General features: G+C 38.8%; 16 protein-coding genes and 4 pseudogenes. 13 read left to right on the top strand and 7 right to left on the bottom strand.

What is annotated here, in order from left to right:
- Positions 1-44 precede the first annotated feature (44 nt).
- The 4 genes and pseudogenes from AC0VZ4_RS03345 to AC0VZ4_RS03330 all read left to right on the top strand — a co-directional run.
- A pseudogene (locus tag AC0VZ4_RS03345) lies at positions 45-434 on the top strand (oxidoreductase); the annotation flags it as partial.
- 98 nt (positions 435-532) lie between these two features.
- Complete coding sequence (locus AC0VZ4_RS03340) at positions 533-1,792, top strand: IS256 family transposase (protein ID WP_475439694.1); 1,260 nt, start codon at positions 533-535, stop codon at positions 1,790-1,792.
- A 2-nt stretch (positions 1,793-1,794) separates the two neighbouring features.
- A pseudogene (locus tag AC0VZ4_RS03335) lies at positions 1,795-2,559 on the top strand (oxidoreductase); the annotation flags it as partial.
- Between the two features lie 246 nt (positions 2,560-2,805).
- Positions 2,806-3,570, top strand: coding sequence for a DUF6515 family protein (locus tag AC0VZ4_RS03330; protein WP_475440900.1), 765 nt, complete (start codon positions 2,806-2,808; stop codon positions 3,568-3,570).
- A 145-nt stretch (positions 3,571-3,715) separates the two neighbouring features.
- On the opposite strand, the gene AC0VZ4_RS03325 is transcribed toward AC0VZ4_RS03330, so the two are convergent.
- The 4 genes from AC0VZ4_RS03325 to AC0VZ4_RS03310 all read right to left on the bottom strand — a co-directional run bounded on the left by AC0VZ4_RS03325 (position 3,716) and on the right by AC0VZ4_RS03310 (position 8,811).
- Positions 3,716-4,186: a GFA family protein gene (locus AC0VZ4_RS03325; RefSeq protein WP_475440899.1), complete on the bottom strand. Its 471-nt coding sequence runs from the start codon at positions 4,184-4,186 to the stop codon at positions 3,716-3,718.
- Positions 4,187-4,288: 102 nt separating this feature from the next.
- Positions 4,289-6,361, bottom strand: coding sequence for a catalase (locus AC0VZ4_RS03320; RefSeq protein WP_475440898.1), 2,073 nt, complete (start codon positions 6,359-6,361; stop codon positions 4,289-4,291).
- 27 nt (positions 6,362-6,388) lie between these two features.
- Positions 6,389-7,648: an IS4 family transposase gene (locus AC0VZ4_RS03315; protein WP_475439645.1), complete on the bottom strand. Its 1,260-nt coding sequence runs from the start codon at positions 7,646-7,648 to the stop codon at positions 6,389-6,391.
- A 329-nt stretch (positions 7,649-7,977) separates the two neighbouring features.
- A complete protein-coding gene (locus AC0VZ4_RS03310; RefSeq protein ID WP_002958062.1) occupies positions 7,978-8,811 on the bottom strand; it encodes a mechanosensitive ion channel family protein in 834 nt (277 codons plus the stop codon).
- A 367-nt stretch (positions 8,812-9,178) separates the two neighbouring features.
- On the opposite strand from AC0VZ4_RS03310, the gene AC0VZ4_RS03305 reads away from it, so the two are divergent.
- The 7 genes from AC0VZ4_RS03305 to AC0VZ4_RS03275 all read left to right on the top strand — a co-directional run bounded on the left by AC0VZ4_RS03305 (position 9,179) and on the right by AC0VZ4_RS03275 (position 17,858).
- Positions 9,179-9,565: a putative periplasmic lipoprotein gene (locus AC0VZ4_RS03305; RefSeq protein WP_007376940.1), complete on the top strand. Its 387-nt coding sequence runs from the start codon at positions 9,179-9,181 to the stop codon at positions 9,563-9,565.
- A gap of 330 nt (positions 9,566-9,895) precedes the next feature.
- Positions 9,896-11,758, top strand: coding sequence for a bifunctional glutathionylspermidine amidase/synthase (gene gss / locus AC0VZ4_RS03300; protein ID WP_475440897.1), 1,863 nt, complete (start codon positions 9,896-9,898; stop codon positions 11,756-11,758).
- A 135-nt stretch (positions 11,759-11,893) separates the two neighbouring features.
- Positions 11,894-12,262 (top strand): DUF2237 family protein, encoded by a 369-nt coding sequence (locus tag AC0VZ4_RS03295; RefSeq protein ID WP_033039145.1) that lies wholly within the window; start codon positions 11,894-11,896, stop codon positions 12,260-12,262.
- A 234-nt stretch (positions 12,263-12,496) separates the two neighbouring features.
- On the top strand, positions 12,497-13,021 hold the full coding sequence (gene dps, locus AC0VZ4_RS03290) for a DNA starvation/stationary phase protection protein Dps (protein ID WP_475440896.1): 525 nt from the start codon (positions 12,497-12,499) through the stop codon (positions 13,019-13,021).
- Positions 13,022-13,629: 608 nt separating this feature from the next.
- A complete protein-coding gene (locus AC0VZ4_RS03285) occupies positions 13,630-16,578 on the top strand; it encodes a TonB-dependent receptor (protein ID WP_475440895.1) in 2,949 nt (982 codons plus the stop codon).
- Positions 16,579-16,738: 160 nt separating this feature from the next.
- On the top strand, positions 16,739-17,437 hold the full coding sequence (locus AC0VZ4_RS03280; RefSeq protein ID WP_475440894.1) for an ISAs1 family transposase: 699 nt from the start codon (positions 16,739-16,741) through the stop codon (positions 17,435-17,437).
- Entirely contained in the window at positions 17,397-17,858 is a 462-nt protein-coding gene (locus AC0VZ4_RS03275) for an ISAs1 family transposase (protein WP_475440893.1), read from the top strand. Before AC0VZ4_RS03280 ends, AC0VZ4_RS03275 begins: the two co-directional genes overlap by 41 nt.
- A 22-nt stretch (positions 17,859-17,880) precedes the next feature.
- Here AC0VZ4_RS03275 and AC0VZ4_RS03270 read toward each other — a convergent pair.
- From AC0VZ4_RS03270 to AC0VZ4_RS03260, 3 genes and pseudogenes are all read right to left on the bottom strand, one after another.
- Positions 17,881-18,036 (bottom strand): annotated as a pseudogene (locus tag AC0VZ4_RS03270) (helix-turn-helix domain-containing protein); the annotation flags it as partial.
- 33 nt (positions 18,037-18,069) lie between these two features.
- Positions 18,070-19,157, bottom strand: a pseudogene (locus tag AC0VZ4_RS03265) (sensor histidine kinase).
- A gap of 214 nt (positions 19,158-19,371) precedes the next feature.
- Positions 19,372-20,469, bottom strand: a complete 1,098-nt coding sequence (locus tag AC0VZ4_RS03260) for an ISAs1-like element ISPsesp1 family transposase (protein ID WP_475439755.1) — start codon at positions 20,467-20,469, stop codon at positions 19,372-19,374.
- A 226-nt stretch (positions 20,470-20,695) separates the two neighbouring features.
- Between AC0VZ4_RS03260 and AC0VZ4_RS03255 the strand changes: the two genes are divergently transcribed.
- Both AC0VZ4_RS03255 and AC0VZ4_RS03250 read left to right on the top strand, forming a co-directional pair.
- Positions 20,696-21,562 (top strand): DMT family transporter, encoded by an 867-nt coding sequence (locus tag AC0VZ4_RS03255; protein ID WP_008135050.1) that lies wholly within the window; start codon positions 20,696-20,698, stop codon positions 21,560-21,562.
- A complete protein-coding gene (locus tag AC0VZ4_RS03250) occupies positions 21,559-22,263 on the top strand; it encodes a glycerophosphodiester phosphodiesterase (protein WP_007376954.1) in 705 nt (234 codons plus the stop codon). The genes AC0VZ4_RS03255 and AC0VZ4_RS03250 overlap by 4 nt, the downstream gene beginning before the upstream one ends.
- The last annotated feature ends 39 nt before the right edge of the window (positions 22,264-22,302 follow it).

The raw sequence follows: 22,302 nt of genomic DNA, 5'->3' as shown, positions 1-22,302 counted from the left end.
TAACCACTATTTAAGCCTTTGTTTGCTTTATAAGAGAATTTAAAATGAAATCAGAATTAATTAACACCGCCCCTTTATTCTCATCAATTGAGCTTGGCCCTTTTACACTTAAAAACCGTATTGTGATGCCTCCTCTTACTCGCTCTCGCAGCACTCAGCCTGGCAATATCCCTAATGAATTAATGGCTGAGTATTACTCGCAGCGCGCATCGGCTGGTTTTATGGTTACTGAAGGCACACAAATAGAACCTCGTGGACAAGGTTACGCTTGGACCCCAGGAATTCACTCGCAAGCACAAATTGAAGGCTGGAAAAAAGTAACACATGCAGTACACGCTAAAGGCGGCGTTATTTTTGCTCAGCTTTGGCATGTAGGGCGCGTATCGCACACCACACTACAACCAAATTCAGGTAAACCGGTTGGCCCTTCAGATAGAGCTATAGTCGTTTCTGGTGTATGAGAAAAAGTCATTGCGATGTAATCTGTTAATTGATCTTGACCGGATCAACAATTAACCAGAGAGACATCGCAATGACTGAAAATGATAATGTTATTTCCATTGAAAAACCAGACAATCCGTTAGAGCAGTTGCTTAAAAGCGGGGCGCAGCAGTTGTTAGCTCAAGCGATTGAGGCTGAGTTGGCTGTTTTATTGGCTCAATACCAGCATGAGACCGTCGAGGGACTTCAGCGGATCGTCAAAAATGGTCACCAGCCTGAGCGTACGATCCAAACAGGCCTTGGTGATATTGAGGTCAAAATACCTAAAGTCAGGGATCGAAAAAAGGAAGGCATTAAATTCAATAGTGCCTTGATCCCGCCTTATCTGAAACGGACAAAAAATATCGAAGAGCTGATCCCATGGCTCTATTTACGAGGAATTTCGACGGGTGATATGCAGCCCGCTTTAGTGTCTCTTTTAGGCGAGCAAGCCAAAGGTTTGTCGGCCAATAGTGTCTCTCGGTTGAAATCCACCTGGGAAACGGAGTATCAGCAGTGGTCTAAACGTTCCTTGGCTAAACGTCGATATGTGTATATCTGGGCCGATGGGATTTACAGTAAAATTCGAATGGATGATAAGCTGTGCTTACTGGTAATTATGGGGGTAGATGAAACGGGCAGAAAGGAGCTATTGGCGGTGGTTGACGGGGTTCGTGAGTCTGAGCAGAGCTGGACTGAAGTGTTAAATCAGTTGCGCTCACAGGGTCTAACAATACCACCAAAATTGGCCATAGGGGATGGTGCGCTGGGGTTTTGGAATGCCCTCACCAAAGTATGGCCAACAACCCAACATCAACGTTGCTGGGTGCATAAAATCGCGAATGTGCTAAACAAAGTGCCGAAATCAATGCAACCTAAAATCAAAGCGAATTTACAAGATATCTGGATGGCAGAGAGTCGAGCTTCTGCTTATAAAGCGTATGATTTATTTGTTAAAAATTACTCAGTCAAATACCCAAAAGCGACGGATTGCTTGATGAAGGATAAAGATGAAATGCTGGCATTTTATGATTATCCTGCTGAGCATTGGATGCACATAAGAACGAGTAATCCGATAGAGTCAACGTTTGCGACGGTAAGGCTGAGAACGCATAAAGTGAAGAGTTGTGGCAGCCGGACAACCACCTTAATGATGGTTTTTAAACTCGCGCAGTCGGCAGAGAAAAAATGGTACCGCTTGCGAGGGTTTAAGTTACTGGCTGAAGTAATTACAGGGGTAAAATTTAAAGACGGCGAAAGAATAACTCAAGATCAAACAGAGCATCAAGATGAGCTCATACACCAGATTTGACAATAACTCCTTCAGATATTATTGCTGACAATGTAAAAGTCTTTATTGAAACCGCACCTGGTGAAGGCGCATTGGCTGACCCAAGTGAACCCTGCGCACTAACTACAACTGAAGTTGGTGAACTGGTAAACATGTACGCTCAAGCTGCACGCAATGCTTTAGAAGCAGGCTTTGATGGTGTGGAGCTTCATTGTGCTAACGGGTATTTAGTTAATCAGTTTATTTCTGAGCATACAAATAACCGTGATGATCAATACGGTGGAACACTTACTAATCGCCTGCGATTTTTAAAAGAAATAGTTGAAGCGGTAAGTGACGTTGTAGGCGCAAACCGTTTAGGTGTTCGCTTTGCTCCTTTATTTGAAAGCACAGATGAAACACGAGTGTATTTAGGACTTGTTGAATCAAACCCTCACCATACTTATATACAAGCCGTTAAAGTGCTTGAGCAAGCTGGGATTGCTTACTTATCGATTGCGGAAGCTGATTGGGATAATGCTCCCGATTTACCACTAGAGTTTTATAAAGCAGTACGAGCTGAATTTTCAGGTCGCATTATTTATGCTGGCAAATACACAGTAGAAAAAGCGGTGCGTATTTTAGGTGAAGGTTACGGTGACTTATTTGCATTTGGTCGCCCATTTATAGCTAACCCAGATTTACCAGAGCGTATAGCAAATAATTGGACGTTTAACGAAGCCGATGCCGCCACTATGTATGGCGGTACTGAAGTGGGTTATAGCGATTATCCGCTCTACGAAAAATAGTTAATTTAATTAAGCCAAGGAAGGCTTAATTACTAATTTCGTATCCATTTTTTGTGATACCACTAATCATTTTGGTGTATCAAAATATTCCTAAAATCGTCAAAAACTAGAGATTATGTCAAGAACCGTCAGTAAAATGTAAAAAGCTGTAAGCATAACTCCGTTTGCTGTTGTATGTCAGTTAACATTCAGTTTGAGCCGCTAGTATTGAACCCAGTTATGTAAAAACATAAACGAGGCAATACTATGAAACTTACTTTTTTACTACCTGCCCTGCTCGCCATTGGCGCAGTATCAGGCTCTGCGCTTGGAGCACAAAACGAGCGAGAGAATGATAAAAGCTTTAAACGCGATCACGACAAACGTGTTGAATATAAACGCGATGTACGCCGCCATGAAAAAAAGCCGCGTATTGAGCATAAAAAAGAAAAACGAGAAGACCGTAAACAAGAAAAACGTAGACTCGCAAAGTACAAGCAGGAAAAGCGTGAACAACACCGCTACAATCAGAGAAAATATAACTACTTAACAAACCATCATAATTCAGTCACTTACAAACAAAACCGATTTATAAACCATTTACCACGCAGTAGCGCATCGATTAGGTTTAATGGTATTTCGTTTACGTTTAACGACGGCCTTTACTATCGTAAAGCTAAAAGAGGCTACCATGTTGTTAAACCACCTAGAGGCCTGCGTATAAATACGCTACCAAGAAATTATAGGCATTTTAAACACCATAATACGACTTACTACACTTATCAAAATGTATACTACATGGCGGATAATGATGGTTATACGGTTGTTGATGAGCCATCAACTCGCCTTAATCAGGCAATAAAAGTGGGTAATGTAAAGGACTATCGCTTGGGTCAAACATACGACTCACTGCCTATGGCTGCACAGGCCGTAATAATTAACTCACAGCAGTATTTTAAATACGGCGATATTTATTTTTTACCGCAAATAAGTGACGATGAAATAAAATACCTCGCTATAAAGCTGGGATGAATTAATTTATATTGCTATTTAACTACCACTCTCTCATTGAGCTCAATGAGAGAGTGGTAGTAGCCCGTATACGCTAAATGGCTCTGATCAATAAAAGCAACAACGTCATTTTCGCCATTATTTTATAGTGTTAAAAAATACATTTTTATTGTTCTAACTTTAAACGTTGATGCCACTGAGCAATACTTTCGCTTGGGTATTGATCAAACTGCAGATCACCGTCTTTTATAGGCGCATCAACCCAATGAGCTTTACTGCCTAACATTAAATGAGTGCGCTCTGGCGGTATGGGTAACTCACTATCAATTGCACCAGCAAATGGGTGAACTTGATCTGGCCAACGCGCGTCGTACAGCCATAAATTAGCACTACAATGCTTGCAAAAATGACGCTCAGCGGGGCTGATTTTATTGTCTATTTTAGCGTGATAAATCGTTATATGCTCCGCACCTGTCACTTTTAATGTTTTATATTCTGCACTTAAATTAATAACAAAACCCCCGCTTCCTGCGGTTTTTCTGCATATAGAGCAATAACATAAATTGTAAGGATAAGGGTGTTTTGAGTTGACCGTAAATACCACTTTGCCACAGTGGCAAGAGCCATTTAACTTCATAATAAATCCAATTTTAATGTTGGCTTGAACTAATACCTTAACTAGATGAGCATAAAAAAACCACAACAATTACACGCTGTGGTTTTTAAATTAATGAGCTTACTAACGTTTCCAATATCTTAAATTTCGTAATGTATTTATAAATTTATCGCCTGAATGTGTCTTTAAATCTATCCAGCCATCATCTACTTTTCCATCAAGGCCTGCTGCTTTAAATAATGGCTTAGCCTCATTTGTAAAGCCTATAAATTTCATATGTGCGTACGCATCACTTACAAAGTCTTTAGCTTCTGCTATAGCAGCTAGTTTTTCAGCTCCTTCTTCAGTGGTGAGTATAAGTACCGCATCGTATAAAACCGATGGACCACCATTAATAACCTGATCAGCTTTAAAGTGCTTACCTTTACTGCATTTAGCACCGCCAACTTGAGGGGCAATAATTTCAAAGTTTGCGCCTTCACTTTTAAGTGCATTAGTAACCGATTCAAAAATTTCTGCATTAAAGCCATCACTTATTAAAATACCTAATTTGCGGCCTTTAAATGTATTTGGCGCATTTTTCAAAATACTCAACGCATCAGATACAGGTAAGTCTTTACGTGTTGGCATAGCAGCTTCAGCTGGGTCTGGCATTTCTTGCAAGCCAAGCCCTTCGGCAACTTTGTTTGCGAGGGTTTCGTCAATATTTAATAAATGCGATACCAAACGCTCTCGTATTGGTACATGCTCTACTTTAGAAAGCTCAAACACGTACGCAGATTGTATATGCGCCTGCTCTACCTCTGTTTGACTTAAATAAAATTGACGAGCTTGACTGTAATGATCGCTGAATGTTTCTGAGCGATAACGCAGTTTATCACCGCCGCTTACTTCAGGTTCCTTTGAGCTTTTAAAGCCATGTACTGGGCATTCGCGAGGGTTGTTTTCGTCGCCACTCCATGAGTTGGGTTCGTAATTAACACGCCCTTTTGGATTATGCATTGCCATGTGGCCATCTTGCTGAAAATGACGCATTGGGCACTTAGGCGCATTGACCGGAATATGCGTAAAGTTAGGACCACCTAAACGCTTAGTTTGAGTATCAAGGTATGAAAAATTGCGCCCTTGTAGTAATGGATCTGGGGTGAAATCGAGCCCTGGTACAATGTTTTGAGTACAAAATGCTACTTGCTCTGTTTCTGCAAAAAAGTTATCGACTACGCGATTAAGCACCATTCGCCCAACTATTCTAACGGGCACTTGTTCCTCTGGTATTAGTTTAGTGGCATCGAATACATCAAATTCAAACTCATCAGCAAATTGCTGATCAAACACCTGCACACCTAATTCCCATTCAGGAAAGTCGCCGTTACCAATTGATTCCCACATGTCGCGACGATGAAAATCAGGGTCTGCGCCATTTAGTTTAAGCGCCTCGTTCCACACAACTGACTGCATACCGCCTTTTGGTTTCCAATGAAACTTAACGTATTTTTCATCTCCTTTGGCATTAATAAACTTAAATGTATGAACGCCAAAACCTTCCATAAAGCGTAAAGAGCGTGGAATAGCCCTATCAGACATTGCCCACATAACCATGTGCATTGACTCAGGCGACAAACTTACAAAGTCCCAAAAGTTATCGTGTGCGGTTTGCGCTTGAGGAAAACCTCGGTCTGGCTCGGCTTTAGCTGAATGAACTAAGTCAGGAAACTTCATCGCATCTTGAATAAAGAATACCGGTATATTGTTACCCACTAAATCCCAGTTTCCTTCTTGGGTATAAAATTTTACCGCAAAACCACGTACATCACGTGCTAAATCTGGAGACCCTTTATTACCTGCAACTGTAGAGAAGCGAGTAAATACTGGGTTTTTTTCACCTTTTCGCTGAAAAATATCTGCACAGGTTAAATCTTCAAGCGTGTCGTAAGTTTCAAAATACCCGTGTGCACCATAGCCTCTAGCGTGCACTACACGCTCAGGAATGCGCTCGTGATCAAAGTGAAAGATCTTCTCGCGCATTATGTGATCTTCTAATAATCCTGGGCCACGCTTTCCTGCACGTAATGAGTTTTGATCATCACTTACAGGGCTGCCCTGCGCGGTAGTCATGGTAGGGTGTTCATCCGACGCTTTTTGATGCAATTCACCGCCATGCCCTTTATTACCTGAGTATTTAAATGATTCAGCCATGTTTAGTCCTTCATCATAGCTTAGTTCTTAAGGAACACAGACCGTGTGACTTCCTATCTTAAAACGGCAAATATCATTGTTTTTCTCAATGCTTTGCCGCTTACAATTTACCGCTAGTAGCTCAAATACACGATGTATCTTATGGCTGCACCGTGTTTGTTCTATGCAATCCAGAATATCATCCAACCAAAGATAACTGCACTTACTCGCTCTAAATGTCGAGATCGCACACTTAAACATACCCGCTGCACTATGGCAGATAAAACGCTTGATAAGTGTTTGCAGTATGCTCAGCCAAACCAATGATTCGGCAATATGAGGATCTCGTGTGATGAACCCTTTAAGGTTATTCCATGACTTTAGTTCTTTGAAAAACAACTCAATTTGCCAACGAGTTGCATATATATCGAGTAGCTCGTCAAAGCTAAACTGTGCCTCTTTTAAATTAGTAACAAGGAAAACGGGGCGCTTTTCATTCGGTAAATAGATAAGCCTGTACTCGGGCCCATTTTTCTTCCAACGTACTGTTAATTCAAGTGGTTGGCTTGCGAATTTATCGAGTAACGTTTTGAGTTTAATGTTCTTTTCTTTAAGTTCTATACCCGCGCAATAGGCTGATGTAACGATTGGGTTAATGTTTTTATTTGCTCTGATCAAAAAATATCCGCCATCTTGAGCTACTTGCTCAAAGTAATCTAAGTCAAAATACCCAGCATCAGCAAGTAATAACGTATCTTCAAGTGTGTGGCTACCTGGTAAAAAGGCGCGCTCAGTTTCAACATCAGGACGAATATCTATTTCGCAGGGTTGTTCATTAAATAGGTCATAGGTAACGTGCAACTCAATTGCGGCAGGACTTACAGCAGTAAAACGACCAGCAAAAACCTGCGCTAATTCATCATGTAGAGCAAATGAAGAACCATCTTGCAATAACACTCGCTGTATTCCTCGCTGGGTAAAAAAGGTTTTATCCAGCGTGTTTACAGTCAATTTAGACATCGCTTGAATAACGAGCTCACGGACAAGCTCAGTCAAGGCTGGTTTTCGAATTTGATTATGAAAGGGTTTATAACTTATCGTGCAATCAGCCTGCGTTCGCAAGTTTTGATGGATATCTGACAAGTTAGCGTCTTGCAGGCAAGATAAGCTTTTAAATACGGCTTTGAGCAGAGAAACGATCGACAGGCAACGGTGTCGAACTTGAAATCCAGAGGTTTTTGCAAGCTCAATGAGGTGTTTTTCTGAGATAAGGGCTTTTAATTGGTTTGAAACTTGGTTAATCTGCATGTGAACTCTGTTTTTAGTCATGTTTTTATTGGCGTAACTATTTGATCATTAACAGAGTTCAACTTCAAGCTTTCTTAAGATCCAACCTATGAGTCCTTCATACAGTTTGATTTAATGGGTCAATAGTTTTTATGAGCTTAAAAGCTAAAAGCGACTATGCAAATGCAAAATAAAGACCAGCCATCCAACCTAGAAAAAAAGGGCTGTACAGATAACAATGTAGTATTTGAGGTGGTTTATAAAAGAAAAAGTTACACAGGTATGTAACTTTTTCAGACAAAAAAAGAGCACTTAAAAGTGCTCTTAGATTTAAATCATTTTAAATTTAGTTAATCTTTGCTTTCGTTAACTAAAATAACTTTACGATGTGGGAAAGGTATTTCAATGTTGTTTTCATCAAGTGCTTTTTTAATTAACTCTGGCACCGTGTAAAGAATATCGAAGTAATGCTCGCCCTTACAAAATGGCCTTACTAAAAAGTCTACTGAGCTGTTGTTAAGTGTTTCTACTTCAACAAAAGGAGCTGGATCTTTTAGTATATGTGGGTGCGCTGCAAGTACCCCATCTATAACTTTACGTACAGCCGTTGTATCTTCACCGTAAGCAACACCAAAATGCATATCCACACCACGAATTGGATGATGTGAATGGTTTATAATTTGCGCGCCCCAAATTTGACTATTTGGTATAATAACCTGTTGATTATCGAACGTTTGTAAAATAGTAGTAAACATATCTACTTCTGTTACTTTACCAAAACGCCCTGCAGCCTCAATAAAGTCATTCACTTTATAAGGTCTAAATATTAGCAACATAACGCCTGCGGCAAGGTTCGACATTGCACCTTGTAACGCCAAGCCTATAGCAAGTCCCGCAGCACCGAGTAAAGCAATAATAGAGGCTGTTTGTACACCAAAGCGATTTAACACAGCAATAATAACGAACGCTAATATGATGTAGCGAGCCATGCTGCCTAAAAAGCGAAAAAGCGTATCGTCAAGATGAGTGTATTTATGACACAAGCCAATAATTAAATTGCGTACTTTGCCCGCTAACCATAAGCCCGCAAGTAAAATTGCAATTGCTAGTAATATGTTGGTTGCCCACGTAATTGCAGCGGGTAAATATTGATTAATATCAATGTTGTTTATTATGTCTTCCATTGTTTTTCCTGTTTTAAAAACTTTTAGCTAGTTTTGCTATGCCAAGCGCAATAGTTTAATAAAGAATTAACTAAAGTACGAATATAGGAGTATTTTAAAACATAACGAAAGAGCGTTCCCCTCAAAACATGTCATCGCTCATGTAAATCTTTCAACACATAATTTTGCTTTACCCCTTGGTTTATAGCTTAAATAATTAAACTTTAACTAGTTCATAAATAAAGCTAATACCCGAGATAACCCTCGGTTAACTCTCTTAATTTTCTAATTATTACTGGCACTCACCTATAAATTTACCGATAATCTCACCTAAGCGCATATATTGGCGACACAACGCAATTGGATGAAATTAAAACAAAGGATTATTATGAAAAAGTACTCAATTTTACTTACAGCGGCAGCTCTTACTGTACTTGCTGGTTGTTCAACATCTGTCGCAGTAAGAGACTTCGAACAAAACCCTATTCCGCAAACATCAACAATTACCAACAGTGAAGCTGACGTAGCAAAAGGTATTCTAAAAGCATGTATTCAGCTTGGTTGGAAGTGCACACCTATGAGTGAAGGTAAAATAAAAGGTGTGCTGGATATTCGCACACACCAATTAACAGTCGATATTACATATGATAAAACAGCATACTCAATCAACTATAAAAACTCTATTAACTTAAACTACAATGGCAAAAAAATTCACCGCCAGTATGTTAATTGGGTGTCAAACCTTATACGCCATATAGATGCTGAAATGATTTAGTAACGTGTAACCTGCTTAACAAATTATAAAAAGCACTAACTATGAATAATAAAAGTGGAGAAGCTACCTATAGCTTCTCCATTTTTTAGTTGAGATTTAAACAGTAATTATTACGTCAAAAACATTACTAATTTTCAACCAACTACAAGTTCAAATAAGCACCAAATCTAATGCTATTAATAAAGGTTCTCCCCCGCATTTTCACTCTTTAATGAATGAGTAATTTTTTACTCATTTTCCTTCGTAAAAACATATTTTATATCTTGCTATAACGCAGTTTCGCTCATATAGTCAGCAAATTATTACACCTTATTTTGAACACCTTTGTTTATGAAATCTCCTGCTAGTGATTTTGGTACCTTATTAGGTTATGCATCTGGTAATGTTGCTGTGTATTCATCTGATTATGATACGGCTGATGAAAGCATTTATCCTAATCGTAGCGCCTATCGTAGTTACCTAGACGGTATTTACATGGGCTATAAATGGCAATGCGTTGAGTTTGCCCGTAGATGGATGTATCTCAACCATGGTTATATTTTTGATGACATAGCCATGGCTTACGATATTTTTGAGCTGCGTTCAGTGCGCGATGTAAATAGCCAAAATAGACTGCCACTAAACGCGTTTAAAAATGGTGCTAAACATCACCCTCAAGTAGGCAGTTTACTGATATGGGAAGAAGGCGGCGAGTTTGAAGAAACAGGCCATGTTGCTGTTGTTGTTGAAGTGCATGAAGATAAAATACGCCTTGCTGAGCAAAATGTCGGACATCAAATATGGCCAACAAATCAAAACTGGTGCCGAGAACTAAAAGCAAAAGTAACTAAAGATGGCGACTATTGGATTGAGTGCTCTTACAGCGACGCCACTATTTTAGGTTGGATGACACAAACTGATGAAACAGAATATGCTGAGTCAACGCCTGAGCTAAACACTGACTTATTTACTATAGAAGCCCATAAAGCAGCAGATACAGGGCAAGCAAATAAGTCATGGTTAAATATTGCGAATGACGATGAAGCTGCCTACGTAGAAATGATGCAAGGCCATAAACTTACATCCGTAGATGAGGATCAGCATAATTACTTTGCAATATCTCAAACGGCGCAGCAAAGCATTGAACATGCAAAAAATGAGCTGCATGGCTTATTTATGCATGCAACCGATTATGTACTGCAGCACCCTGAGTTATTAAAAAAGTTTAATTTACCCGATGTTGTGCTTAATAAAATTCGCCAATCGTGGGATAACCGCTTAAACCAATTAATTACCAGCCGGTTTGACTTTGCCTTAACAGCAGCAGGTTTAAAAGTTTACGAATACAATTGCGATTCGGCATCGTGTTATATGGAAAGCGGCAAAGTTCAGGGCAAGTGGGCAAAACACTTTGGTGTTAAAGCAGGTGTAGATGCAGGTCAAAACTTATTTAAAGACCTCGTAAAAGCATGGCGTAAAAGTGAAGTGAAAGGTCTTGTTCATATTTTACAAGACGATGAACCAGAAGAACATTACCACGCATTATTTATGAAAGAAGCTATTGAAGCCGCGGGCTTTGAGTGTAAGTTAGTAATTGGCTTAAGCACACTTCGCTGGAATGAATCAGGCAACATAGTAGATGCAGATGGCGCACAACTTAGTTACGTATGGAAAACCTGGTCGTGGGAAACCGCACTTGATCAAATTCGTGAAGAATGCGAAGCCGAGCAATCATTAGGTGATAACTTTGAACCACAATTCAAAGCTGGTGAAACGCCGCGCTTAGTCGATGTATTACTGCGTAAAAACGTGATGGTATTTGAACCACTGTGGACATTAATCCCAAGTAATAAGGCCATTTTACCAATACTTTGGAGCTTGTTCCCTAATCATAAGTATTTACTTAATACCGCGTTTGGGCTTAACGACGAGTTATTACAAACCGGTTATGTAGTTAAACCAATAGTAGGACGCTGTGGCGCTAATATTCAACTTGTTGATGAACAGCAGCAAGTTATAGAAAAAACAATGGGGCACTTTGCCGAGCAAGACCAAATATACCAACAACTATTTGCACTGCCCAAAGTAGATGACTACTTTGTACAAATATGTAGTTTTACAGCCGCCGGAAAATACTCTGGTGGTGGCGTACGTGTTGATAAAAGCATGATCATAAACGGCCATAGCGATTGTATGGCGCTGCGTATTAAATAATAAACAATACTAAGCCCGCAATTTGCTGCGGGCTTAAGTTTGTGTAGCCCTTCCCTCTTTTAAGTTTTATAGCTATCTCAAGCGAGTTACTCCTGATAGAGTAAATTTATTAAACACCACAAATTAAGGTATTTCATGGCGAATCAATTTAATGTACTCGGCACACGCTTAAAACTATGTTGCGGTAATGGTGGCTACACACGTGAAGGGTTTTGTTATGTACCAGAATCAGATCTTGGCAATCACAGTGTGTGTGCAATTATGACTGATGAGTTTTTACAATTTTCAAAATCACAAGGTAACGATTTAATAACCCCGAACCCTCTTTACGATTTCGAAGGTTTAAAAGCCGGTGATAAATGGTGCTTGTGTGCAGTAAGATGGCTTCATGCTATTTCAGCAAACGTTGCGCCACCGGTGGTACTTGAAGCCACAAATAAAAAATCATTAGAAATAGTCTCGCTCGATGCTTTAAAAGCGCACGAATATAAAGCCAACGTTTAAATACACCTAAGAGTAACTAAATTAAAGTCTGCATATTTTACAAATATATGCAGGCTTTTCAAAAATCCAATCTCCTCTTCAGCCTTAAAAACCTTAAGTTAAAATGTAACCACTTGTTTTTGAATTACTTTTTAAATAAATCAACTTACGGCATAGCAGTTGCTTTATTAAGCTTAAGTCACGCTCATCACGCAACATATATATGAGCAACACATTAGTTAAGTAGGAGAAATTATGAGTAACAATAACGAATCAAACAAAACAACTAAATTTACCGCGCCAGGTATGAGTGACGAATCAGCCCAAAAAACAATAGCTACCCTCGATAACCGCATGGTTGCATTGATAGACTTACAACTAACTTTAAAACATATTCATTGGAATGTAGTGGGACCAAACTTTATTGGCGTACACGAAATGATAGACCCACAGGTAGACATTGTGCGCGAAATGACAGACACCATCGCTGAGCGAATTGCGACTCTTGGTGGAGTACCAGTGGGTACTCCAAAATCAATTGTAGATCGCCGAACATGGAGCGAATACTCAATTGGTAAAGGGCTAGTGACCGAGCATTTAGCTGCACTTGATAAAGTATATAACGGCGTTAATGCCGATCACCGCAAAGCAATTGAGACTCTTTCTGAGCTAGATCCGGTCTCTGAAGATATGATCACCAGCCAACTGGCTGATTTAGAGCAATTTCAGTGGTTCATGCGAGCACATTTAGAATCATCTACAGGCGAATTACAAAGCTAATACATCTAAAGTAAGAAAGCCCAGCATTATTATGCTGGGCTTTTTTTTGCGTAAAAATCTATTTATCACTACCTAGTGTATCGCCCCCCACCCCAGCTAGTACAAAATCAATATAAAAACAATAGAAAATTGGTATTACCAAAATGATTTTTAATTATTTTAACCTCTCCACTATTTCGAAAATTTATAAATCATTTAGAACTTTTAATGGTCGCTCTTCCAATTCAATATCACTTAAAAAGTAAACTAAACACGTATAAAAGTACGACATAAAATTTCAAAATAGTACTAAAAAATATATTAAATAGTACAAATAATATATAAAAATGCCTTTGGTAAAGATACTTCAATAAAATTCATTCAAAATATAAAAAATAAAAACACACCATAAGCCATTAAATTTATTAAATATAAACAAAATAAAAGAAGTTTTTGTAATACACATTGTGAAATTTTGGTAAACAAAGGTTGTAATAAAAGCTGAATTTGACTAATTTCAACCATACCACCTGTATGACACACCACAGGAAAAAGCAGTTAAATTGGTTAACCAAAACAAGTAACAACACACACAATGACGTTAAGTCGTACCCAAACGGGAGAGATACATGAAACTCAATCAAATTACTTCAACATTAACTAATAAACATAAAAGAAGTAGCTCTACAACAATCAGTGCAGCAGCCCTTTTATTAATGGCTTCTTCTAATATTGCAGCGCAAGAGGCTCCAACTGCTTCAGAAACCGCATCTGATGATATTGAAGTTATTGAAGTAAAAGGCATGCTAGGTAGCATGAAAGCTGCGGCAATGCTTAAACGTACTGATGGGCGTATTGTTGATGCTATTGTTGCTGAAGATATAGGTAAATTACCAGACAATAACATTGCAGAAGCACTGCAACGTATTACTGGCGTATCTATTAATACCGACTTTGGTGTGGGTGACAGTGTTTCTATTCGTGGCTTACCTCAAAACCGTGTTGAATTAAATGGCCGCTCTACGATTGGTGACTCTCGTGACGGCATTAGCTTACAAGATTACCCATCAAGCTTCTTAAAAACAGTAGAAGTAGTTAAATCGCCTACTGCCGATATGATTGAAGGTGCATTAGGCGGAACAGTGAGTTTAAAGACAGTTCGCCCACTAGAGCTGGATAAGCTAACCGGCGCAGTTTCGTTAGATGGCGAATACGCTGATAAAACAGAGAATATTGCACCTATTTTTAGCGGCTCAATTGGTAACAATTGGGACTTTGACGAAATGGGTACTTTTGGTGCCATTGCTATGTTTTCATATCAAGATCGTGAAATTCGTCAAGATGAAACATCTAGCCGAGTTAAACCTCAAGATATCGAAATTAACGGTCAAGAAGATAATACACCTAGTGGTAATGCCATTGTTAGAGATGAGCACAGTGTTGAACAATACGTAGAAAAACGTGAACGTACTGCTGTAAATTTATCTCTTCAGTGGGCACCAACATCTGGTAACGGCATGGTGTACCTTGATTTAAGCGGTACTAAGCGCTCTGGCGAGCAAGCTGGTAATTCTATTTTAGGTGTCGTTGGCTCATTATCAACAGATTCAAACACAACTCAAGGTGCTAACGGCGTAAACAACTACACGCTAACAAACGAATTTGGTATCCCAAAAACATACAGTGACTTTCGTGAAACCGACTCGTTTTCAAATGCACTTGGTGCAGAGTGGAACCTTACTGACAGCATAAAAATCTCTGGTGAAATTGCGGTAGCATCATCAGAAAGCGTAAGGCCTGATTCTGAATTTACACTTCGTCCAATCGAAAAGTTGACCTTTGAAGCTAGCGGTGGGGTTGATTTAGTAAATCATTTATATGATGGTGCATTTTCGCAAAACGGTAATAAATTACCAAGCATCATTCATTCAGATCCAAATGCATTTACCGACCCGCAAAACTTAGCATTACGTACTTTTAAAAGTGAAGATAAAAGAACAAACAATGATGAAACAGCGGTTCGTTTTGATGTTGAAATGTTTGAGCCTCTCAGCAGCTTAAGTTGGGTATCTAAAGTAAAAGCAGGTGTACGTGTTACTAACCGTGATTACGAATACGAACAATACAAAGTAGAAATTAAAGACATTTATAAAAATGCATTTAACGACTCAGACGGTTCGTTAGCCACTTTATGGGTTGATGACTACAACGCTGCTTTTTCAAATAGCTTTACAACAGTTAGCCACGACAACTCATTTGACCAATTAGGTCATTCGGGACAAAACGACCTACTAACCTTTTTAAGCTACAACGGTTTATCTAACCCGGCCAATACTTACGCTCAACTTCAGCAGTTACTTGCAGGTACTAACTTAGCGTCAACAGGTAGTCTTTCAGATAACCAAGAGTTCCAAGAAAGCGCATACCGTAACGTAGTTGAAGATACAGCTGCCGTGTATATATCAGCCTACTTAGACTTTGATAACATCACTGCAATTGTGGGTGGTCGTTATGTAACTACAGATTTAGAATCAAGCGTATTTCTTAATGGCGAAAAAGTAACTGGCGACAATGACTACAGCGACTTTTTACCAAGCTTAAACGTAACGTATAACTACTCAGACGAAACATTATTCCGCTTTGCTGCTGCAAAAGTTATGCGCCGCGCTGACTTTAGTGAGCTAAGCCCTGCATTTGACGTTAATAATGACATTACAGGTGCAACGCAAGGCTCTATTGATTTAGAACCATACCGTGCAACGCAATACGACTTATCTGTAGAGCATTACTTTGATGAAGGTAACGTACTATCTTTCGCAGTATTTTATAAAGATGTTGAGTCTTTCTTAAGTAACGAAAGTAGCTGTGTAGCTGCATCAAGCACTTCAACAGGTCAAAACGTAACTCAGTGGAACCAAGTATGTCAGCTTGACGTTGCAGGTGTATCTCAAGACAACCTAGTTTACTCAGATGCAACTGACTTCCCAGTAGATGCTGATGGCTTTAACCATGTAGCAGGCTTACGTGACGCAGGACTAACGGGTATCGATACTGTTAAAAATGTAAACGGTGAAAACGGTGAAAACGGCTCAGTACAAGGCTTTGAAGTTGGTTACCAACAGTTCTTTACAGACCTACCTGGTGCATTTTCTGGCTTAGGCATTAACGCAAACTACACATACGCAGACAGCGAGCAACCAAACGGTAACCCGTTATTAGATATTTCTAAAAATACGTATAACTTACAAGTATTTTGGGAATACGAAGGTTTCTCTACTCGTCTAGCTTATAACTACCGTGACAGTTTCTTAGATACTGAAAACGAGAAACGTGTAGAAAATATTAACTCAGACGGCAGTATTTCAGCAGAAGGTACTGTTTACGGTAATAACTACCGTGACGACAGAGGCCAGTTAGACTTCTCTGCAAGCTGGGATATTAACGAAAACGTGACCTTAGTAGGTAATGCGACCAACTTAACGGGTGAGCCTTCTATTTACCTATCTGAACTAGGTGGTGCTTGGAAGTACACTGAAGCGGATCGCCGTTACAGCTTTGGTATTCGCGCTAAATTTTAATTTTCCCTAGAAACTAAAGCCTGCTTTTATGCAGGCTTTTTTACGTCTACAAAAAAGTGGCTTTATATTACGTAAAAAACACACCCACCCAGGGCAAGATCACGAACTTTACCTTGACTTAAAAGTATGATCTTATACTCCTTTTTTAAGGAGCATCCCCATGTCTAACATTCAGCTATTTAAATATTTCGAATCAATCGACGACCCTCGCCAACAAGGTAAAGTTGTTCATAAACTATTTGATATCATATTCTTAGCTGTTAGCGCTGTTGTTTCAGGCTGTCAGGGCTGGGAAGAGATTGAAGATTTTGGTCATGATAGACTAGATTGGCTCAGAAAATATGTTCTTCTTGAACAAGGGATCCCTCGCCATGACACAATTGCTCGTGTAATGAGCCGTATTGACATGACGCAATTCCAAGATTCCTTTTCTTCTTGGATGAAAGCCTGCTCCAAATTAACTCAAGGCGGTGTAGTTGCTATTGACGGTAAACGATTGAAAGGTTCATTTAATCAGTCAGATAGACGCGATGCGCTTTATATGATCAGTGCATTTGCATGCGAAAATGGTGTTGTTTTGGCACAATGCCCTGTTGATAAAAAGTCGAATGAAATAAAAGCGTTGCCAGAGCTGCTTGAATTATTAGAGATAAAAGGCTGCTTAGTAACGATTGACGCTATGGGGTGTCAAAAATCAATTGCAAAAAAAATAGTTGGTAAAGAAGCCGATTACTTACTTGCGGTAAAAGCAAACCATAAAAGGCTACTGTCACAAATAGAAGATGTGTTATTACCTGAGGTAGCACGACAAGCATCTGATGGGCTCTTGTTTAACGAAGCCGATTATCAAAAAAAATAGAAAAGAATTTAGGTGCTGTGCAGTGAGCCATAACGTGAGCGGTTTATCAGAAACGATACACTGGGAAGGTGTAAAAACAGTGGGTGTTATTGTTTCTTATAGAAAAGAAAAAGGTAAATTAAGCAATGAGTTATGCTATAGATACTATATTAGTTCAGCGAATTTAACAGCGGAAGAACTCGCGAGAGGAGCACGACAACATTGGCAAATAGAAAATGGATTACATTGGCGTTTAGATGTAGGATTTAAAGAAGATGAGTGTCGAATTAGGCGCGAAGGTGCAGCACCTGTATTTGCGGGGCTGAGACACATCGCATTTAATCAGCTAAAAGCAGAAAAAAGCTTTAGTAAAGGCATGCCCGCAAAACAGAAAAAAGCTATGCGCAGTACAGCCTACCTTGAAAAGGTACTGAACGCATAGACTTTTTTCATGCTCTTGCCCTGGGTAGTAATACGTTTGATAAACTAGATAGATGATCAAGTGCAGCTTGTCCGTCGCACGCCTGGCCTATTACTTCTATATTAAAGTCGAGACTTAGTAATGCCGATATAGCATCGCGAACTAACCCTTGGTCTTCTACTAAAAATACTTTGATCATACTTTTTCCTTTACTTGGTATTTTTAACTTTGCTTATGGCAAAGGAATGTGTGCTGTAAGTTTAAATCCATTTTGAATTTCAAATTTCACTTGGCCATTTAATTTTGCTACGCGCTGTTTAATACCCGTTAAACCATTGCCAGGAGTGATATTTTCACAATCACCGTTATTAAATAAATTTAGCGTTATGCTTTGTTTAGTTGATGTGAGATTAATATCGCATTGATTGGCTTTACTATGACGTAAAATATTCGTCACGCTTTCTTTAATAATTAAACACAGCTCGCTTTCTATTACTGCAGGTAACACCGGTAAATTAAGCGTTACATTAGTGATAATGTTTTGCTCCTCTAAGCGCTGTCTTAGTTGCTCAACTTGCCCTGTCAGTTGCTGCTGTTTTAAATCGGTTACAGCGTGACGAACATCTGATAAAAGCGCACGGGCTAAATCGGCTACTTGGGTAATTTCATTTCCAGCTTGTTCAAACCGCTCAGCGTTATGTAATTTGTTGGCAAGCTCGGCTTTTAGAGCTATTGATGAAAGTGAATGGCCTAAAATATCATGTAAATCACGAGCTATTCGCTCTCGCTCTGCAATTGCTGCTAATTGCTCTAGTTGGTTTGCATTTTCTTGTTCACGCTTTTTATATTGACGCTCCCTTCTTTCTGCAATGCCGTAGCTAAAAACGCAGCGCATAAAATTAAAGCAATCGCTAAAAAGTACTGATCCTTTCCTATATCACCAATATATGCGCTTAATAAAACTGAGAATATAATCGCTAATGCGGCATAAACTCTTTGATGCTTGCTGTATGCATAGCCTGCTATATAGGCTGCAAAGCCAAACAAGGTAGGAGTGCCAGTGCTGTAAAAAGTAGCACTGAAGCAAATTAATAGCATTGCTACAAATAACTTAGTTACACCAGTACCTTTACAATTTATTGCTTTTACATATAAAAGAATAAAAGCAATATAAAAAGCTAAAGAAATAACGATTTTCTCACTCGTGAAATGAGCAAAATCGATTATCATCGGAAGTAAGTAAAAGCCAGTAAAAATTAGATGTCCATATTTCCAAAAACCTTTATCGCTTTGCTTAGAAAAGACACTAAGTGAACTCATGCTAATACCTCTGGTATATTATTTTTATTTATAATTTTGTTTTTATTACTAAATATAAATAACACGAAAATACATATCAGCATAAAGCAATATGCGTCACTAATAGTAAAATTTAATGTTTCTAGCGCTTCACTAAGAGTCAAACTAAATAAAATTAAGGAATTCATAACTACCTCCAATTAAGTCAGGGCGCGAGCATACTTTGTTAAAAATGTTAACCAAAAAGAAGTTCTTCTCTAAAAGCATCATCATAACAAGCTCTTACACACTTACTTCTTATTGACCCCTTGCTTTTCGTATGCTGCTTTATCATGTTCCTAACGACGCGTCTAAATAGTGCCATATGTTGCGCACTTAATGGCTCATGTATTTGACAGGCATCTTCTTTAAATACGACATCCAGTATCCAGTGTTGCTGATTTTCTATCAGCCAATGTTGTCTTATTGCTTTACTTATCAATATATTGTCTGTCAACGATGTTAGGTAGTAATGTGTGTCAATACTCGTTCTATTACCCTTCGTTCGCTCTCGCTGCACCGCAACGATTGTTCTAACTGATGGCCAGCTCTCTTTAATTTCACTCGGTAATAAACGCGCATCAAGACAATCTATCGTGCGTACTTCTTTTCGCCCATGCCCTTCATCTTGTGTTACATGACTAAGTATCTCTGAGTTTTCAGATTCATACTGGTGTGTAAATGCATCTTGAATCGCGCTATAAAGTTTCTTTTGATTACCCTTTGCTTGCACTAGATAATCTGCATGTCTGCTAATTAGCTGTTTTAGCGTTTCTTTTTGGCAGTGCAAAGCATCAAGTGTAATAACGGTGTTATTGATATCGAGTATTTTCAATAAATCCCGAACTGCCGGTATTTCATTCGTCTTACTGCCAACTGTTTGGTGGAATAATGTGAGACCTGCCTCACAATCAAATGCTGAGACGAGGTGTAATTTATCAGCAATGTGTTTACTTGCTCCGCGAATAGTTTTGCCATCGAAGGCAATGACAGGATGCGCTGACTTAACGCGGTTTTGATTGACCCAGCTATACATCGCGAGTAGTAATGAGTCAGTATCAACGGTTCTAAAAATCCGAGCAATACTATGTCGAGTGGGTATGCCATTTTTGAAAGAACGAAATCCTCTTAACCAATTAAGCTTACTTTCGCCATAGACTTCAATGTCTTGCCAGTTTTCACACCCTGATGTAACGGCAGTAATAATAAGAAAAAGCACATCAACTAAGTTATGGTGCTGATTTATATGTGAACGATTATCTTTGACGAGTTCTAAATGTGAGAAGAGTGACATAATAAGTTTAAGGTGATGAAATTTATGGTATTAGATCATAAAATTTGTTTATTTACAAAGTGTGATCCCGCCCTGCCAATTAAGTAGAGTAATTATGCTAATGTGCAAAAATAATATGAGTGTGGAATGTCATTAACTTTACTGACATTTGTCATGTATTAAAAAAATCATCTCAAGAATTTTTAACCGATGCTAATATGCTAAAAAAGCATAACAAGGAAACTCAATGCAACCCCAACAGCAAAGCCTGCTTTATTTACATATTGCCGTATTACTTTTTGGCGGAACCGCTCTATTTGCAAAGCTCATTGGCTTAAATGCACTTGATATAACCGTCTATAGAACCGCAGTTGCTGGCATTGCGATTTGGTTTTTGCTAAGTATGCAAAAAAAACCTATTAAGCTTAATAAACCTAAAGATTATTTAATGGCTATATTGCTCGGTGTGGCGGTAGGTATACATTGGGTTACCTACTTTGCTGGTATGCAAATGGCGGGTATAACAATTGGGATGCTCGCATTTTTTAGTTATCCAGTAATTACTGTATTTTTAGAGCCTTTATTTAATAAGAGTAAACCCAAAGCTAAAGATATACTTAGTGCAGCGGTGGTTATATTAGGTATTTACCTTCTTGTCCCTACTGCCAGCTTAGGTGACGACGTAACTCTTGGAGTGATAACAGGCGTAGTGTCAGCATTCTTTTTTTCAATAAGAAACATCACTCACAAACGTTACTTTAGCCAATACGGTGGCCCACAAACTATGTTTTATCAAACCTTGGTTGCAAGCCTTATGCTATGTGCATTTATAAAAGTACCTGTGTATGAAGTAAGTAACCATGATTTGTTATTAATTTTGATTGCAGGGGTAATATTTACAGCTACGCCTCATTCACTATTTGCAGCCAGTTTAAAACATTTATCTGCAGCTACTGCGGGGCTCATTTCTTGCCTTCAACCTCTCTATGGCACACTATTAGCGATTATTATAATACATGAACGCCCATCAGCAATGACACTAATAGGTGGCACATTAATTGTTAGTGCCGCCTGCTTTGAAACTTGGTCAATCACAAAAAAGGCACGTAAATGAAAGTATTTGCACACAGAGGCGCAAGCGGACATTTCCCAGAAAACACTAAAAGTGCTATTTTAGAAGCGCTAAAAATAGGTGTAGATGGCATTGAAGTAGATATACAAAGTGCTATTGATGATTACATGTTAATCCACGATTCATGGCTTGATAGAACGACTAATGGCACAGGTAAGGTCAATGAATTTGACGCTGTAACAATAGCCAAGCTTGACGCGGGAAATGGTGAGTATGTACCTAACTTACAGCAGTTATTAGATTGGAATAACGATAAAACATTACTCAACCTAGAGCTTAAGCATACTTTTGAACTTGAAAAACTTGCGACTCAACTTGAATACAATATAAGCATGGGAAAAATATCACGTACCAATGTTTTAGTATCATCGTTTGATCACCATCAATTACTGTGGCTTAAAAACCGTTTACCATGGTTGAAAATAGGCGTACTAACGTCTTCTATACCTATAAGCTATGCAAAATTTGCTGAAGATTTAAATGCCTATAGTGTGCATGTAGATAAAAATTTTGTTAATAAAGCATTTGCTAATGATGCAAAGCAACGCGGACTAAAAATTTATGCCTACACAGTAGACAAAGAGCAAGATATAGCACTAATGCTCGAATATGGTTTAGATGGGGTTTTTACCAACTACCCGGCACAAACTAAAGCATATTTACTATCGTTAGATCATAATTAAACACATCTATACTCCTTACATAGAACGTAAGAGCACTAA

Source organism: Pseudoalteromonas sp. QJM3NY_22 (assembly GCF_056173065.1).
This window is presented reverse-complemented; position numbering and strand designations above follow the sequence as displayed.

What these genes read in the sequence shown, in the direction of transcription:
- AC0VZ4_RS03285 (WP_475440895.1), top strand. Translation starts at nt 13,630, where the DNA reads ATGAAACTCAATCAAATTACTTCAACATTAACTAATAAACATAAAAGA.
- dps (WP_475440896.1), top strand. Translation starts at nt 12,497, where the DNA reads ATGAGTAACAATAACGAATCAAACAAAACAACTAAATTTACCGCGCCA.
- AC0VZ4_RS03275 (WP_475440893.1), top strand. Translation starts at nt 17,397, where the DNA reads ATGGGCTCTTGTTTAACGAAGCCGATTATCAAAAAAAATAGAAAAGAA.
- AC0VZ4_RS03325 (WP_475440899.1), bottom strand. Translation starts at nt 4,186, where the DNA reads ATGAAGTTAAATGGCTCTTGCCACTGTGGCAAAGTGGTATTTACGGTC.
- AC0VZ4_RS03260 (WP_475439755.1), bottom strand. Translation starts at nt 20,469, where the DNA reads ATGTCACTCTTCTCACATTTAGAACTCGTCAAAGATAATCGTTCACAT.
- AC0VZ4_RS03340 (WP_475439694.1), top strand. Translation starts at nt 533, where the DNA reads ATGACTGAAAATGATAATGTTATTTCCATTGAAAAACCAGACAATCCG.
- AC0VZ4_RS03255 (WP_008135050.1), top strand. Translation starts at nt 20,696, where the DNA reads ATGCAACCCCAACAGCAAAGCCTGCTTTATTTACATATTGCCGTATTA.
- gss (WP_475440897.1), top strand. Translation starts at nt 9,896, where the DNA reads ATGAAATCTCCTGCTAGTGATTTTGGTACCTTATTAGGTTATGCATCT.
- AC0VZ4_RS03315 (WP_475439645.1), bottom strand. Translation starts at nt 7,648, where the DNA reads ATGCAGATTAACCAAGTTTCAAACCAATTAAAAGCCCTTATCTCAGAA.
- AC0VZ4_RS03330 (WP_475440900.1), top strand. Translation starts at nt 2,806, where the DNA reads ATGAAACTTACTTTTTTACTACCTGCCCTGCTCGCCATTGGCGCAGTA.
- AC0VZ4_RS03250 (WP_007376954.1), top strand. Translation starts at nt 21,559, where the DNA reads ATGAAAGTATTTGCACACAGAGGCGCAAGCGGACATTTCCCAGAAAAC.
- AC0VZ4_RS03305 (WP_007376940.1), top strand. Translation starts at nt 9,179, where the DNA reads ATGAAAAAGTACTCAATTTTACTTACAGCGGCAGCTCTTACTGTACTT.
- AC0VZ4_RS03310 (WP_002958062.1), bottom strand. Translation starts at nt 8,811, where the DNA reads ATGGAAGACATAATAAACAACATTGATATTAATCAATATTTACCCGCT.
- AC0VZ4_RS03295 (WP_033039145.1), top strand. Translation starts at nt 11,894, where the DNA reads ATGGCGAATCAATTTAATGTACTCGGCACACGCTTAAAACTATGTTGC.
- AC0VZ4_RS03280 (WP_475440894.1), top strand. Translation starts at nt 16,739, where the DNA reads ATGTCTAACATTCAGCTATTTAAATATTTCGAATCAATCGACGACCCT.
- AC0VZ4_RS03320 (WP_475440898.1), bottom strand. Translation starts at nt 6,361, where the DNA reads ATGGCTGAATCATTTAAATACTCAGGTAATAAAGGGCATGGCGGTGAA.